The 13,874-nt window shown below is 67.6% G+C and carries 16 protein-coding genes and 1 pseudogene; 5 read left to right on the top strand and 12 right to left on the bottom strand.

Going from position 1 to position 13,874, the window contains the following annotated elements:
- Positions 1 to 4: 4 nt before the first annotated feature.
- Complete coding sequence (locus VGW35_17755; GenBank protein ID HEV8309509.1) at positions 5 to 1,159, bottom strand: cysteine desulfurase family protein; 1,155 nt, start codon at positions 1,157 to 1,159, stop codon at positions 5 to 7.
- Between the two features lie 104 nt (positions 1,160 to 1,263).
- Between VGW35_17755 and VGW35_17750 the strand changes: the two genes are divergently transcribed.
- From VGW35_17750 to VGW35_17740, 3 genes are read left to right on the top strand one after another with little or no spacing between them, the layout of a single operon-like run.
- The gene (locus VGW35_17750; protein ID HEV8309508.1) at positions 1,264 to 1,602 is read left to right on the top strand and encodes a DsrE family protein; all 339 of its coding nucleotides are present in this window, start codon (positions 1,264 to 1,266) and stop codon (positions 1,600 to 1,602) included.
- A 3-nt stretch (positions 1,603 to 1,605) separates the two neighbouring features.
- Complete coding sequence (locus VGW35_17745) at positions 1,606 to 1,959, top strand: DsrE family protein (protein HEV8309507.1); 354 nt, start codon at positions 1,606 to 1,608, stop codon at positions 1,957 to 1,959.
- A gap of 3 nt (positions 1,960 to 1,962) precedes the next feature.
- On the top strand, positions 1,963 to 2,223 hold the full coding sequence (locus VGW35_17740; protein HEV8309506.1) for a hypothetical protein: 261 nt from the start codon (positions 1,963 to 1,965) through the stop codon (positions 2,221 to 2,223).
- A 30-nt stretch (positions 2,224 to 2,253) separates the two neighbouring features.
- On the opposite strand, the gene iscX is transcribed toward VGW35_17740, so the two are convergent.
- The 8 genes from iscX to VGW35_17700 form a co-directional block, all read right to left on the bottom strand.
- Entirely contained in the window at positions 2,254 to 2,466 is a 213-nt protein-coding gene (iscX, locus tag VGW35_17735; protein HEV8309505.1) for a Fe-S cluster assembly protein IscX, read from the bottom strand.
- A gap of 23 nt (positions 2,467 to 2,489) precedes the next feature.
- Positions 2,490 to 2,813: a 2Fe-2S iron-sulfur cluster-binding protein gene (locus tag VGW35_17730; protein HEV8309504.1), complete on the bottom strand. Its 324-nt coding sequence runs from the start codon at positions 2,811 to 2,813 to the stop codon at positions 2,490 to 2,492.
- Entirely contained in the window at positions 2,813 to 4,699 is a 1,887-nt protein-coding gene (gene hscA, locus VGW35_17725) for a Fe-S protein assembly chaperone HscA (protein HEV8309503.1), read from the bottom strand. Before hscA ends, VGW35_17730 begins: the two co-directional genes overlap by 1 nt.
- Positions 4,700 to 4,815: 116 nt before the next feature.
- A complete protein-coding gene (locus VGW35_17720) occupies positions 4,816 to 5,469 on the bottom strand; it encodes a hypothetical protein (GenBank protein HEV8309502.1) in 654 nt (217 codons plus the stop codon).
- 129 nt (positions 5,470 to 5,598) lie between these two features.
- A complete protein-coding gene (locus VGW35_17715; GenBank protein HEV8309501.1) occupies positions 5,599 to 5,925 on the bottom strand; it encodes an iron-sulfur cluster assembly accessory protein in 327 nt (108 codons plus the stop codon).
- Between the two features lie 16 nt (positions 5,926 to 5,941).
- Positions 5,942 to 6,355 carry a Fe-S cluster assembly scaffold IscU gene (gene iscU, locus VGW35_17710; GenBank protein HEV8309500.1) on the bottom strand — a complete coding sequence of 138 codons (414 nt, stop codon included), beginning with the start codon at positions 6,353 to 6,355 and terminating at the stop codon, positions 5,942 to 5,944.
- A 14-nt stretch (positions 6,356 to 6,369) separates the two neighbouring features.
- Positions 6,370 to 7,596 (bottom strand): IscS subfamily cysteine desulfurase, encoded by a 1,227-nt coding sequence (locus VGW35_17705; GenBank protein HEV8309499.1) that lies wholly within the window; start codon positions 7,594 to 7,596, stop codon positions 6,370 to 6,372.
- 13 nt (positions 7,597 to 7,609) lie between these two features.
- Positions 7,610 to 8,059 carry an Rrf2 family transcriptional regulator gene (locus VGW35_17700; GenBank protein HEV8309498.1) on the bottom strand — a complete coding sequence of 150 codons (450 nt, stop codon included), beginning with the start codon at positions 8,057 to 8,059 and terminating at the stop codon, positions 7,610 to 7,612.
- Between the two features lie 173 nt (positions 8,060 to 8,232).
- On the opposite strand from VGW35_17700, the gene VGW35_17695 reads away from it, so the two are divergent.
- Positions 8,233 to 9,432, top strand: coding sequence for a Glu/Leu/Phe/Val dehydrogenase (locus VGW35_17695; GenBank protein HEV8309497.1), 1,200 nt, complete (start codon positions 8,233 to 8,235; stop codon positions 9,430 to 9,432).
- Positions 9,433 to 9,555: 123 nt separating this feature from the next.
- Here the strand turns inward: VGW35_17695 and VGW35_17690 are convergent, their stop codons facing one another.
- On the bottom strand, positions 9,556 to 10,590 hold the full coding sequence (locus VGW35_17690; GenBank protein ID HEV8309496.1) for a galactose-1-phosphate uridylyltransferase: 1,035 nt from the start codon (positions 10,588 to 10,590) through the stop codon (positions 9,556 to 9,558).
- 248 nt (positions 10,591 to 10,838) lie between these two features.
- Here VGW35_17690 and VGW35_17685 point away from each other — a divergent pair.
- A pseudogene (locus tag VGW35_17685) lies at positions 10,839 to 11,033 on the top strand (glutaredoxin domain-containing protein).
- Positions 11,034 to 11,065: 32 nt separating this feature from the next.
- On the opposite strand, the gene VGW35_17680 reads toward VGW35_17685, so the two are convergent.
- Both VGW35_17680 and VGW35_17675 read right to left on the bottom strand, forming a co-directional pair.
- Complete coding sequence (locus VGW35_17680) at positions 11,066 to 12,481, bottom strand: tetratricopeptide repeat protein (protein ID HEV8309495.1); 1,416 nt, start codon at positions 12,479 to 12,481, stop codon at positions 11,066 to 11,068.
- On the bottom strand, positions 12,474 to 13,874 hold a 1,401-nt coding region (locus VGW35_17675), incomplete at its 5' end, for a VWA domain-containing protein (protein ID HEV8309494.1). The genes VGW35_17680 and VGW35_17675, both read right to left, overlap by 8 nt.

Here is a 13,874-nt window from a genome sequence, read left to right as displayed (position 1 = left end):
CCGGTCAGGCCACCGTGGCCGGCGACAGCGCGCGGAGTCGGTCGGCGGCCGCCGGCAGGACCTCCAGCACGTAGTCGATGTCCTCCTCACTCGTGCTTCGCCCGAGCGAGCAGCGCAGGGCACCGAGCGCCCACTCGGGCGGCACCCCCATGGCGGTCAGGACGTAGGAGGGCTCCAGGCTTCCCGAGGTACAGGCCGAGCCGGCCGAGGCGCCGATGCCCTTGAGGTCCAGGGCCAGGATGAGCGATTCCGCCTCGATCCCGCGGAAGCTCATGTTGACCGTCCCGGGCAAGCGATGCACCGGGTGCCCATTGAGCCGGACATCGGGGGCCTTCGCCTCCACGCCCTCCCACAGGCGGTCCCGGAGCCGCCTCACGCGTAGGGCCTCCTCCTGCATGTCACGGGCCCGGAGGGCGACAGCCCTGGCAAACCCGACGATGGCCGGCACGTTCTCGGTGCCGGCGCGCCGCCGGCGCTCGTGGTCCCCGCCGTGCTGGATCGAAACCATCTTGGTACCCTTCCGGATGTACAGCCCGCCCAGCCCCTTGGGACCATAGATCTTGTGCGACGAGCACGACAGCAGGCTGATGCCACAGTCGCGCACCGAGAACGGGATCTTCCCGAAGGCCTGGACCCCGTCGACGTGGAACGGGATCCCGTGCTCGGCGGCGATCCGGCCGATCTCGGCGATCGGCATGATGGTGCCGACCTCGCTGTTCGCATACATGATGGTGATCAGGACCGTGTCCGGCCGAACCGCGCGCCGCACGTCGTCGGGGTCGACCCGGCCCTGGCCGTCGACCGGGACGTACGTCACCGCGTAGCCTTGCCGCTCCAGCGTCTGGCACGTCCGAAGCACGGCGTGGTGCTCGACCGGCGAGCTGATGACGTGACCGGCCCCCCGGGCGTAGGCCACCCCTTTGATCGCCAGGTTGTCCGACTCGGTGCCGCCGGAGGTGAAGACGAATTCCTCCTTGGCGACCCCCAGGAATCCCGCGATTTCTTCGCGCGCCAGCTCGACGGCATCGCGGGCCTCGCGACCAAAGCCGTGGATGCTCGAAGGATTGCCATAGAGCTCCCCGAAGTAGGGCAGCATGGCCTGGAGGACCTCGGGATGCACCGGCGTGGAGGCGTTGTGATCCAGGTAGACGCGACGCATAGTCACCTTCACCTCGTCGGGTTCGCGCCCTCTTCGGGGCGGCGCGCGTTGACACGAGTGGCACCGGATGTTAGCGTGGGCTGGAGCATCGAGGAGACGTATCGGTGAGCTCTCTCCACGCCACATCCGACCTCAAGGGGCGCAAGCTCGGCATCCTTCTCTCGACGCCGCCCGACCACCCGAACCTGGAAACCTGCCTGGGGCTGAGCCGGGAGGCGTTGTCGCGGGGGGCGGACGTGTACCTCTACATGATCGACGACGGCGTCCGCAACATCGACGACGACCGCATCCTCGAGTTGGGCCGGCACGGCGCCAAGCTCTTCGTCTGCGCATATGGCTGCCAGCGCCGGCGGCTGCCGATCACCGAGAAGGCCACCTACTGCGGCCTGGTGGTCCTCACCGATCTGATCAACGGGTGCGAGCGCTTCGTGGCCCTGAACTAGCCCGTGGCGGCCGAGCACGTCCTCGTCATCGTCTCGGGCGACCCCGAGACGTCTCACCGGACCAACGAGGCCATCCGCATCGCCCTCGGCATCATCGCCGGCGAGAACGACGTCACCATCGCGCTCCTCGGTCCGGCGGCCAAGGTCTTCAGCGCGGAGGTCGAGGACTACGTGGACGGGGAAGACACCCTCAAGCACATCGCGACCCTCAAGAAGCTCGGGCAGACGTTCCACGTCGAGCGGGCCGTCATCCCGGACGACGACAACTGGAACGCCGACGGGCCGACGATGATCCCGATCTCGCGCGAAGACCTCGCGGGCCTCGTGGCGAAGAGCGATCGGGTCCTGGTGTTCTGAGCCATGCCGCACGTCCTGCACCTCATCAAGGACCCGGCCAACCAGACAGCGCTCGACGTCGTCGCCCAGCAGGCCCACGACCCCGGTCTCACGCTCTCGGTGGTCCTGCTGCAGAAGGCCGCCCGGCTGGCGGCGCCGCTCCCGGGCCAGGTCTTCCGGCTGGACGACGGCGAGGCCGGACACGGCGAGTCCCCCTACCCGGCGATCAACCACGCCGGCCTCCTCGATCTGATATTCGCGGCGGATACAGTCGTCACCTGGTAGCTCCGGTCCTGGGCCCGGCGCCGCATCGGGTCACTCACGGCTGGCGCGGTATTCGTCGAGCCACGCCATCTGAATGGCCTCGAGCTTCCCCTCCGAAGAGGCCTTGGGATCGTCCTCGAAGTCGGCGAGCTCGGTCACCCACTTGTGGAGCTCCGTGAACCGAACGGTCAGCGGGTCGGTGTCCGGGAACTTCCCCGCCAGCTGAATCCCGATGTCCTCGGCGTCACTCCACTTGAGTCCCATGTGAGGCCGCCTCTCTTCGTCGGCTAATCCACGATCTCCACGACGACGTCGCCCTGCACGATCGCCTGGCAGCCCAGACGCGAATGGAGGGTCAGCCCCTGGGCGGTGTCGAGCCGATCTTCCTCGTCCGACTCCATCGGGGAAAGGTTTTCCTCTCCCTCCTTGACGACCACGTGGCATGTCGTGCAGGCGCAGTTCCCACCACAGTTGTGCTCCAGCCGGATGTCGTGATGGAGCGCGATGTCGAGGAGCGATCCCGCCTTCCCGTGGTCTCCGTAGGGGAAGTCCTTGTCGTCGGCCTCCACCGTCACGTTCTGCGGCAAGAAGGTCACCTTGTACTTGGCCATCACTTCTTCTCGAGTGCTTCCGTCACCCGGCGGTTCCGCAGGGCCTCGCGCAGCGCCGAGTCCATCAGGAGCTCCGCCAGGCGGTGGGTTTCGTGGTTGAGTCGGTCAGTGGCCGCCCGGATGCCGTCGATATCCTCGCCGTCCCGGACCGCGCGCAGCTCGGCGGTGGCGGCCTGGATCCGGTCCGCTTCCTCGGCCGACACCAGGCCGCTTCCCTGGACCAGGGCCTTCTCGGTCGCCCGCAGGACCGTGTCGGCTTCGTTGCGGGCGTCGATCAGCATTCGAGCCCGGACGTCCTCCTCGGCGAACTGGAGCGACTCGTCGATCATCCGCTCGACCTCGGTCTCGGTGAGGCCGTAGGTCGGCCGCACCTCCACCGAGGCCTGGGTCCCGCTCCGCAGCTCCTTGGCCGCCACGTTCAGGATTCCGTTGGCGTCGATCAGGAAGGTGACCTCGATCCGCGGGATGCCGGCCGGCATCGGTGGGATCCCCCGCAGCTCGAAGCGGGCCAGGCTCCGATTATCCGTCGCCAGGTCACGCTCGCCCTGAACAACGTGCATGTCGACGACCGACTGGCCGTCCACCGAGGTGGTGAAGCCCTCCTTGGCGGAGGTCGGGATGGTCGTGTTCCGCGGGATCAAGACGCCCACGGCCCCGCCCAGCGTCTCGATGCCCAGCGACAGCGGCGTGACGTCGAGCAGCAGCAGGTTCGTGGTGCCGCCGGCCAGGATGTCGGCCTGGACCGCGGCGCCGAGGGCCACCACTTCGTCCGGATTCAGCTCCGAATGCGGGCGCTTGCCGAACAGCTCCTCCACCCGCCGACGAACGAGGGGCGTGCGGGTCGCGCCGCCCACCAGCACCACCTCGTCGATCTGCGCGGTGCTGACCCCGGCATCGGCCACGACCAGGCGGCAGGGTCTCAGTGTCCGCTCGACGATGGGCTCGATCAGGCGCTCGAGCTCGGGCCGCCCGAGCTCCCGTCGGTAGACGAACCCGTGTTGCGGCATGGGAAGCGTCAGGACGGTCCGCTCGGCGCTCGACAGGCGGACCCGCGCCGCTTCAGCCCCCAGCCGGATCTCCTGCATCGCTTCGGCGTCTCCGCCAACGTCCAGGCCGTGTCGTTCCCGGATCTCGGCCAGGATGACGTCCACCAGCGCCCGGTCGAGGTCGTCACCCCCCAGGTGCGTGTCCCCGTTCGTCGACAGGACCTCGAAGATCCCCGCCTTGACCTTGAGGATGGAGATGTCGAAGGTCCCCCCCCCGAGGTCGTACACGGCGATGATCCCTTCGCTCTTCTTCTGAAGCCCGTAGGCGAGGCAGGCGGCGGTGGGCTCGTTGACGATCCGGAGCACGTCGAGGCCGGCGATCCGGCCGGCATCCCTGGTCGCCTGACGCTGGCTGTCGTTGAAGTAGGCGGGCACGGTGATGACCGCCTTGTCCACCGACCGGCTGAAATGCCGCTCGGCGCGCCGCCGGAGCTCCTTCAGGACGAGAGCCGAGATCTCCGGCGGTGTCAGGTCGCGGTCGGCGACGCGGATGCGCACCACTTCCTGGCTCGGCGTCACGTGGAAGGGAAAGTATCGCAGCTCTTCCTTGACGTCCTCGTACCCCTTCCCCATGAAGCGCTTGACGGAGTAGACGGCGCGCTCGGCGTTCCGGATGAGCTGCCGTTTCGCCGGCTCGCCCACCACCGCCCCGTCCGGATTGAAGGCGACGACCGACGGCAGGAGCGGCCGCCCCTCTTCGTCCGGGATGACCCGAGGGACGCCATCGTCCATGTACGCGACGAGGCTGTTGGTCGTCCCCAGGTCGATTCCGACCACCAGCTCTCGAGGCATCTCGCGCGGCTTGCCGCGAGAGGCCGATTTGATGTCCAGCTCCGCCATCAGTTCAGCTTGGGGCGGGAGCGCCCGCTGCCGCTCCCCCCCAACCCCCTCCAGCAGACTGCTGCGTCTCGTCGTCCCCGCACGATCACGTCCCGCATAAATTCCCTCACCGGCTCTCACTCCGTCCTGTCGAGGGCGGCGTTCAGATCGCGCAGGACCGTCTTCAGATAGGCCCGCGTCGCCAGCTGGTCGCGCATTGCCATGAGCATAGGCCGCCGCTCCGCTTCCGGTGCCGCGTCCCAGCGCGGGAACAGATCGGTCAGCCGCGTCTCCGTCCGGAACCGGCGCCCGTCGAGCTCCGTCCGCGCCGCCTCCAGCCGGGCCCGCAACGCCGGAGCCTGGTCCGGACCCGCGGTGGCGAGCTCTTGCCGGGCCTCCTGCACTTCCATGATCTCCTCGAAGAGGTCCGCCGGCGGCTGCCCCTGGCCGGCCCCCCCCAGCCCCAGCCCCTCACGCTCGAGCAGGTACTCGACCCGCGCGAGAGGCTCCCGCAGGGCGCGGTAGGCCGTATTGACCGCGGCCGAGTCCTCCAGGCTGATGGCCTGCTCTTCGGGGGAGCGCAGCCGGAAGTAGTCCGGGTGGAAGCGCCGGTTCAACTCGTGGAACCGCCGCTCCAGGTCGCCCCGATCCAGGCCGAGCCGGCGCTCGAGTCCCAGGACGGCCCAGTGGTCGGTGCCGGCCGGGAACGGCTGGAGGCGTCCGCACTCCGGGCAGAGCTCACCGCCCGGCGCCTCGGCGCCGCAGCTCCAGCACTTCACGGTTCCCGTCACCACTGCTTCCCTCTGTCTCCCAGGGACCAACCCGACCACTTCCTCGAAACCAGACCGGGCCTCGCTCGAGGCCCGGTGGTGCATCGAGAGCGACCCCGGAGCGAGTCACACGCCCATCGACCGTCCGGCTCAGGTCGTGAAGGAGGTTCCGCAGCCGCAACTCGACTTGGCATTGGGGTTGACGAACGTGAAACCGCCCGCCAGCCCCTGGTTCACCCAGTCGAGCGTCGAGCCGTTCAGGTAAAGGTAGCTCTTGGCATCCACCACGACCTTGATGCCGTCGACGTCGAACTGCTTGTCGAATTTCCCCAGCTCGGTGTCGAACTCGAGGTTGTAGGAGAGTCCCGAGCAGCCCCCCCCTTTCACTCCCATGCGCAGGAAGGCGCTCTGCAGCCCCTGACTCTCCATCAGTTCCTTCACCCGCTTGAGCGCCACCGGACTCAGCGAAACAGCCATACCAGCTCCTCGGTGTTCAGGCCCGCGCCGCCGTCTCCGCCTGCTTCTGGGCCCACTTCTCCTGGAAGTCCTGGATGGCCGCCTTGATGGCGTCCTCGGCCAGGACCGAGCAGTGGATCTTGACCGGCGGCAGCTTCAGCTCGTTCACGATGTCGGTGTTCTTGATCCTGAGCGCGTCGTCGACGCTCTTCCCCTTGAGCCACTCGGTGGCCAGGCTCGAGCTCGCGATCGCCGAGCCACAGCCGAACGTCTTGAACTTGGCGTCCTCGATGACGCCGGTGTCCAGGTTCACCTTGATCTGGAGCTTCATCACGTCGCCGCACTCCGGCGCGCCCACGAGCCCCGTCCCGATGCCCGGCAGATCCTTGGCGAAGGAGCCGACGTTCCGCGGGTTGTTGTAGTGGTCGATGACCTTCTCGCTGTACGCCATGCGCGCGTCCCCCTTTACTCAGCCTTCCACTGGATGGACTTGATGTCGACCCCTTCTTTCGCCAACTCGTAGAGCGGCGACATCTCGCGGAGCCGCGTCACCACTTCGATCGTCCGGTTGGCGACGTAGTCCACCTCCTCCTCGGTCGTGAACCGATGGAGGCCGAACCGGATCGACGAGTGGGCAAGATCGGCGCCGACTCCCAAGGCCGCGATCACGTAGGAGGGCTCCAGGGTAGCCGACGTGCAGGCCGACCCCGACGAGAGCGCCACCTCCTTGTTCAGGCCCATCAGCACCGACTCCCCTTCGACGTAGGCGAAGGAGATGTTCAGATTGTGCGGCAGGCGCCGCTCCGGGTGCCCGTTCAGGTACGTCTCGTCGACGGTCGAGAGGATCTTGTCCTGGAGCCTGTCCCGGAGCTTGGCCAGCCGGGTAGTCTCCTCGGCCATGATCTCTCGGCAGATCTCGGCCGCCTGGCCGAAGCCGACCGCCAGCGGCACCGGCACCGTTCCCGACCGGGTACCTCGCTCGTGACCGCCGCCCTCGATCATGGGCGCGATGCGCACCCGTGGAGCCTTGCGGCGGACGTAGAGGGCGCCGATGCCCTTGGGCCCATACATCTTGTGGGCCGAGCAGGTGAGCAGGTCGATCCCCATCCTGTCGATGTCGACGGGCACCTTCCCCACGGCCTGGGTCGCATCCGTGTGGAAGAGGACGCCCTTTTCCTTCGCGAGCTTGCCGATCTCGGCCACGGGCTGGATCGTCCCGATCTCGTTGTTGGCGAACATCACCGAGATCAGGATGGTCTTGTCCGTGAGAGCCTTCCGGATGGCCTCCACGTCGACGAGTCCATCCGAGCCGACCCCCACGTAGGTCACCTTGACGCCATGCTTCTCCAGGCGCCGACAGGTGTCGAGGATCGCCCGATGCTCGATCACCGTGGTGACGATGTGATCGCCCTTCTCGCGATACATCTCGACGATGCCCTTGAGGGCCAGGTTGTCCGACTCGGTCCCGCCGGAGGTGAAGACGATCTCTTTCGGGTCGCGGGCCCCGATGAGCTTGGCGACCTGCTCCCGCGCCCGCTCCATGCCCCCTTCGGCCTCCCAGCCGAAGGGGTGGTTCCGGCTGCCCGGGTGACCGTACTTGTCCGTGAAGTAGGGAAGCATGGCCTCCAGGACCCGCGGGTCCATCGGAGTCGTGGAGTGGCTGTCCATGAAGATCGGGAGCTTCACTGCCATGGTCTCGCTCTCCTCAGTTCCGCATCCCGGCCAGGGACAGCGGCGTCGCCACCGGGGCACCGAATTTGTTCATCTCCGTGAGCGTCATCGTGTCCAGCAGCTGCTCGATGCTCGCCTGGATCGCCCGCACGGGGGTCCGAATGTTGCACCGGGCCAGCTGCGGACACTCGTATTTCGTCTGGAAACAATGCACGATGCCGAGGGGCCCCTCGATGGCGCGCAGGACCTCGCCGACCCGGATCTGGCCGGGCTCCCGGGCAAGGACGTATCCCCCCTTGGGACCGTTCACGCTCTGGATCAGGTCCTGCTTGGACAGGCGCTGGAGGATCTTGGCGAGGAGTTCCGCGGGGATCCCCAGGTCTTCGGCGATCCGCTTCGCGTTCACCACACCGTGATGCTGATGAAACGCGATATAATGGATCGCCATCAGCCCGTAGTCGGCCCTTTTCGTGAATCGTAACACCGACCTCTCCGATCGGCGACCGTTTTGGTCGCCTTAAGGAGCATGACATACGGCCCCGGCACTGTCAAGCCAGATCTCGCAAGCCCGCGGGAGGATAGGCCTTGGGTTTGGATAGTAAACTACAGTTTGAATCGTCCACGCTATACCGTAGCACCCTCGACCAGCTCGACGGCGTGGCCAAGCGGATCCGCCTCGATCCCGGCATCCACGAGCGGCTGCGCTACCCTCGCCGGGCACTCGTGGTCAGTATCCCGACGCTCATGGACGACGGGCACACCGAGGTCTTCATCGGCTACCGCGTCCACCACAACACGGTGCTCGGCCCCACCAAAGGCGGCATCCGTTACCACCCCGAAGTCAGCCTGGGCGAGGTCACGGCCCTGGCCATGCTGATGAGCTGGAAGTGCGCCCTCATGGGGCTTCCCTACGGGGGCGCCAAAGGCGGCGTGGCCTGCGACCCCGGCGCCATGTCGCAGCGTGAGCTCGAGCGGATGACGCGCCGGTACACGGCCGAGGTCATGCTGCTGATCGGCCCCGACCTCGACATCCCCGCCCCCGACCTCGGCACCAACGAGCAGACGATGGCCTGGATCATGGACACCTACGCGATGACCCAGGGGCGGACCGTCCCCGGAGTGGTCACCGGCAAGCCGCTCCTCATCGGAGGCTCCGCCGGCCGCCGGGATGCGACCGGCCGCGGGCTCGTCTATGCCCTCGGTCAGGCGGCGAGAGGTGCCGCCATGGACCTCAAAGGGGCCCGCGTGGTGATCCAGGGATTCGGCAACGTGGGGTCGGTCGCGGCCCGCCTTCTGTGGCGCGAAGGGTGTCTGGTGATCGCGGTGTCGGACGCCAAAGGCGGGGTGCTGAACCCGAAGGGCCTGGACATCCGTGAGCTGAATAACCACGTGAAGGAGACGGGCTCGGTGGTCGGCTTCCCGGGGGCGGAGGCGATCACCAATGCCGAGCTCCTCGAGCTCCCCTGTGAGGTCCTCGTGCCCGCCGCGGTCGGGGGCCAGATCACGGTCCACAACGCCGACCGGATCAAGAGCCGGATCATCGCCGAGGGTGCGAACGGGCCGACCACCACCGAAGCCGACGAGATCCTGGCCGACCGACACGTGACGGTGATTCCCGACATCCTGGCGAACGCCGGGGGCGTCGTCGTGAGCTACTTCGAGTGGGTCCAGGGCCTCCAGTACTACTTCTGGCGGGAGAGCGAGATCAACACGCGCCTGCAGGAACTGATCATCCGCGCCTTCAACCAGGTGGCCGCGGTCGTGAAGCGGGAATCCGTGAGCCTGCGCACCGCGGCCCTGATGCTCGGGGTCCGGCGGGTAGCCGAGGCGTTCCAGCTCCGCGGCTTCTATCCGTGAGATCTGCCCGGAGGGGCCTCGGCGGCCCCCTCCGAAACCTCCCCCCAGGAGGTTGCGCCGGCAAAGCCGGCGCTCGAAGCGGAACACCGACCGTGGGCGGTCTGGCGTTCGCTTCGCGCCAGGTTAACCCGACGGGCTCCTAGGGCTGGGAGAGCCGGCCGGCCGAGTCGCGGAATCTTCCCGGAGGGCTCGCGCGGCCTCTTCGGGGAACGTCTCGTTGACCGCGATGCCGGCCACGGCCCGCCGGTGCTCGGTGCCCGGCAGGACTTCGAAGTGCCAGTGATAGTCCCTGGCGACGGTGTCCCACTCGCCCTGCAGGACCTTCACCTGGAGGTTCGGTGCCGTGTGAAGCACCATCTCGAAGGGGGGATCGCCGAGAGCCTTCCCGAGGATGCGCAGAAGCCCCCGGAGGAGACGGGCCAGGTCTGAAACCTGCTCCCCGGAGATGTCTTCGTAGGCGCACGCATGGCGCCGGGGTAGGATCCGAAGCTCGAAGGCGACGCGGGCCGCGTAGGGGACGAAGACCACGAAGTGGGAGGTCATGCGAACCAGGCGCTCGCCGCTCGCCAGCTCCTCGCGCACGGTGTCGCAATAGACGCAGCGGCGCTTGTAGGCGTAGTACTCCCGGGCCTGGTTGAGCTCGGTCCGCACGTCGTCGAAGATGATCGGCGTCGCGAGAATCCGCGAGTACGGGTGGCGGATCTTCGCTCCCGGCTTGCCCTGGAACCGGGTCACGACGACGTTCCGGATCTTGCTGTCCCGCTTGAGGTCCTGGATGCGATCCCGGTACATCCACAGGACCCGCTCGACTTGAGCCTCGTCCATGCTGGCGAGCGTCAGCTCGTGCCCGGGATCCTCGACGACGATCTCGCTGGCCCCCCGGGTCGAGATCCGGTCGAACATGCCGACGCCTTCGCGGACGAGGTCTTCCTCGATGTTGAAGTAGGGATCACCCTCCGGGAAGACCCGGACTTGCCATCCGGTCCCGTTGGGAGCGCTCCCGGGCGGCCGATAGGCGACGATCTCCTTGGGCGTGAGGCTCTCGTTCCCCGGACAGAAGGGGCAGAGAGCCCCGTTGTCTTCCCACGGTCGCGCCTCTCCACGCCGCACCAGGCTCCACTTGCCCGTGGACGGGTCCTTTCGCAGCTCTCCCTTCATTGCGGCCCCCTGGGACGTGCCGTGGCGAGGTCGATTGGTCTCCGTCGTCCTTGGGTGCCTGTAAAAACAGGCACATCGATAACATACGAAACCCCCGGGCCGTTGTCAAGGAACCGACACCGCAACCCTATCCGTCCGCGCCGCATCTAATCGAGTAGACGGCCACAGACGCCCTGACGGAGGAACCAGGAATGACCGACCGCGCGGTGAGAATCTACTCCAGCCCCACCTGAAGGCCTTGCAAGGCGGCGAAAGAGTTTCTTTCGTCTAAGGGCGTCGCGTTCACGGATATCGACGTCACCACCGACATAGAAGGGCGCGAGGACCTTCTTCGGCGCACGGGCCAGATGGCGGTGCCCGTGATCGTCGTCGGCGATGAGGTGATCGTGGGCTTCGACCGCCCCCGGCTCTCGGCGCTCCTCGGCATCGGCCCTGCCGCCTGACCGCCTGGGCACCTCGGTGGCGGGTCGGCGTCCTACTGACTCTTCTCCTTGTCCCGCAGCTTCTTGAGGTGCTGGCGGGCGACGTCGACCCACTCCTTCTCGGTGGCGATCTGAGAGGCCAGCCCGATGTACCGCTCCCAGTGCGTGATGGCCTCCTTCACGTCGACCTTCTCGTAGGCGAGCGCGAGGTTGTAATGAGCCCCGGTGTGCTTGGGCTCGGCCTCGATCACCTTCTTGTACTCGGCGATCGCGTCCCGGTATAACCCCTTCTCCTCGTAGATCTCCCCCAGGCCCATCCGGGCGTCGAGGAAGTACTGGTCGAGCTCGATCGCCTTCTTGTACGCGTTGACGGCCTCGTAGTAGAGGCCCTTCTCGTTGTAATAGATCTTGCCCAGGCTGAAGTGCACCCGCGCGTTCAAGGGGTCCAGGGCGAGCGCCTTCTGATAGTGGCCGATCGCCCCCTCGTGGTCCCCCTTGGCCGCCTTGGCGTCGCCGAGCCCCACATAGGCCTCGGCGTAGTGCGGCCTCAGGCTCAACGCCTTCTGGTAGGCCTCGATCGCCTGATCGTACAGGCGGCGCGGGCTCAGCATGAACAGGTCACCGAGCGCCTTGAACGGCTCGGGCATCGTCGGATCGACCTGCGTCGCGGCCCGGAACTGGGCGGCGCCCTTCCAGCGGTTTCCCAGGGCCAGGTGGGCGAGGCCGAGGTCGTAGTGAGCCAGCGCGAAGGTCGGGTCGATCTCGATGGCCCGGGCGAACAGCTCGGCCGCTCCCTCGTACCCTTCCTGGCCGCTGCGGAGGAACGAGCGCCGGCCCTTCGCGTAGGCCTCGAAGGCCGTCAGGTTGGTCGTCGGCTTGGCGGCCGCCACCAGCCTTTGGGCTTCGTCCGGCTTGAGGCCGAGCTTCAGCGCCTTGGCATAGGTCAGAATGATCTCCGCCTGGCCTTCGAGAATCCGGTCGGGGCTGGCCACGACGGCGTCGAGCGCGTGACCTTCGCCACCCTTGGCCGTATCGAGGAGCTTCGGCACGATCGAGATCCCGCCGTCGGCCGTCCGCTGGTACTCGCCGTAGAAGACGAGCTCGGCCCGCAGCGCTCGGGCCAGGGTGGCGGTCCCCGCTCGGTCGGGCGGCCCGCTCTGGGAATCGAGGCCGGCGGCGCGGGCGGCCTGAGCCACCCGGATGCGATCGATGGGCAGCAGGGCCGGTGTCGTCTCGGCGGCTTGCTGGAGCGTCTCGGCGATCCCCTCACCCAGCCAACCGTCGGCGCCGCCGGGCGTGACGTTCTGGAACGGCAGGATGAGCACGGCGCGGGGCCTGGTCGCCGCCTGGGCATCGCCGGCGCCCGACGCCAGCGCCACGCCGCCGACCAGCGCGATCAGGAGCGCGCGCGCGGCGTGGCCCGGTCGCGGCTGACGGGATGCCGGGATCACCAACCCGACGCTAAGCATCGGCGCTCACCTCCTGTGACCTTCCCCGCAGCCGGCGAGCCCACCGGCCGACCGCCGGGCCGATCCGCCGCACCGCGATCTCCGGGACGAGGGCGAGCGTCACCGCTCCGGCGAGCCACGGCCACAGGTCCGTCGGCACGCGCGAACGGCGGCGGTTCAGCGTGAACGACTCCTTGGGATCGGTCACGGACCCCCCACCCGACAATTCGCTGATCTCCCGGAGCAGCACCTCGTTGGGACCGAGCTCGCGGTACTCCTGCGCATAGGGAACCACCGTGCCCACGATCTGGGAGCCGATCAGCTGCTGGTCCCTCCGCTGCGACAGACCCGCCAGATACACCCCCTCCGCGCGAGTCGGAAACGCCCCGCGGTAGCGTCCGGGCGCCACCTGCTCGAGCTCCACCACCGCCTGACTCTTGTCGGGGTTGATCACCCCGACGTGGGTGTCGAGGAAGTTGATGAACTCCCCCTTGGGATCGATCGCCTCCACCGTGACGAGGCCCCGCCCGTCGCGGCGCTCCACGATCGCGGTCACGTCGCTGCGGGAGCTGGCCCGGAGGACCCAGCGGACGGCCTGGGCCCAGTACTTGTTGAAGTCCCGCCACCGGAGCCAGAGGATGCCCCACTTGGCCTTGGCGTCGGACGTGAAGGCGATCGAGCGCCCGAGCCCATAGCGCCAGGCGGCCATCAGCGGATCCTCTTGATGAGTCATCAGGAGCTGGTCGGCTGTCGGCTTGATCGTGGTGGCCACGTAACCGCCGAGCGGCGGAGCCTTGGAAAAGTCGATGTCCTGGATGGCCTCGTGGTACTGGTTCGTCACGATCGGCCGGAACGGCTGCTCGACGAGGGAGGCCTTCGACGCGAGCTGGGTCTCCAGCGTGAAGATCCGCGGGACGGTGGTGGTCTCCTCGGTGAAGTAGAACCGCCCGCGACCCCACTTCGACACGTCCATCATGAGCTGGAGGTCGGCGTCGGACCCGATGGCCACGCCCGAGACGGTGATCTTGTCCTTGACCATCCGCCGGATCAGCGCGGCGAAGTCGCCGCGGGTCATCTGCCCGTCGGAAAGGAAGATCACGTGCTTGAGCAGGGCGTCGCGGTCGAACAGAGCCTTGTAGGCCTCGCGCACGGCGGGGTATCCGTCGGTGCCGCCCCCCGCCTTGATGGCGGCGATCTCCCGGTGGACCGCCCGCTTGTCCTTGGCCGTCTGCAGCGGCACGTGCCACACGAACTCGGTGTCGAAGGACAGGACCCCGACCTCGTTCCGCTCGTCCAGGAGGTCGACGACCAGGTGAGCGGCCTCCTTGGCCGCCTCCAGCTTGTTCACCTTGTCGTTGTCCTTCATCCCCATCGCCATCGAGCCCGAGCGGTCGATGACCAGCATCACGGCCAG

The sequence above is a fragment of the Candidatus Methylomirabilota bacterium genome, assembly GCA_036005065.1.
Taxonomy (GTDB): Bacteria; Methylomirabilota; Methylomirabilia; order Rokubacteriales; family DASRDR01; genus DASYQW01.
Note: the sequence above shows the minus strand (reverse complement) of the source record. Positions and strands in the feature narration are given on the sequence as shown.

Coding starts and splice junctions, on each gene's coding strand:
- hscA (HEV8309503.1), bottom strand. CDS start 4,699: ATGGCGGAGCTGGACATCAAATCGGCCTCTCGCGGCAAGCCGCGCGAG.
- VGW35_17715 (HEV8309501.1), bottom strand. CDS start 5,925: ATGGCTGTTTCGCTGAGTCCGGTGGCGCTCAAGCGGGTGAAGGAACTG.
- VGW35_17740 (HEV8309506.1), top strand. CDS start 1,963: ATGCCGCACGTCCTGCACCTCATCAAGGACCCGGCCAACCAGACAGCG.
- VGW35_17705 (HEV8309499.1), bottom strand. CDS start 7,596: ATGGCAGTGAAGCTCCCGATCTTCATGGACAGCCACTCCACGACTCCG.
- VGW35_17755 (HEV8309509.1), bottom strand. CDS start 1,159: ATGCGTCGCGTCTACCTGGATCACAACGCCTCCACGCCGGTGCATCCC.
- VGW35_17730 (HEV8309504.1), bottom strand. CDS start 2,813: ATGGCCAAGTACAAGGTGACCTTCTTGCCGCAGAACGTGACGGTGGAG.
- VGW35_17680 (HEV8309495.1), bottom strand. CDS start 12,481: ATGCTTAGCGTCGGGTTGGTGATCCCGGCATCCCGTCAGCCGCGACCG.
- iscU (HEV8309500.1), bottom strand. CDS start 6,355: ATGGCGTACAGCGAGAAGGTCATCGACCACTACAACAACCCGCGGAAC.
- iscX (HEV8309505.1), bottom strand. CDS start 2,466: ATGGGACTCAAGTGGAGTGACGCCGAGGACATCGGGATTCAGCTGGCG.
- VGW35_17690 (HEV8309496.1), bottom strand. CDS start 10,590: ATGAAGGGAGAGCTGCGAAAGGACCCGTCCACGGGCAAGTGGAGCCTG.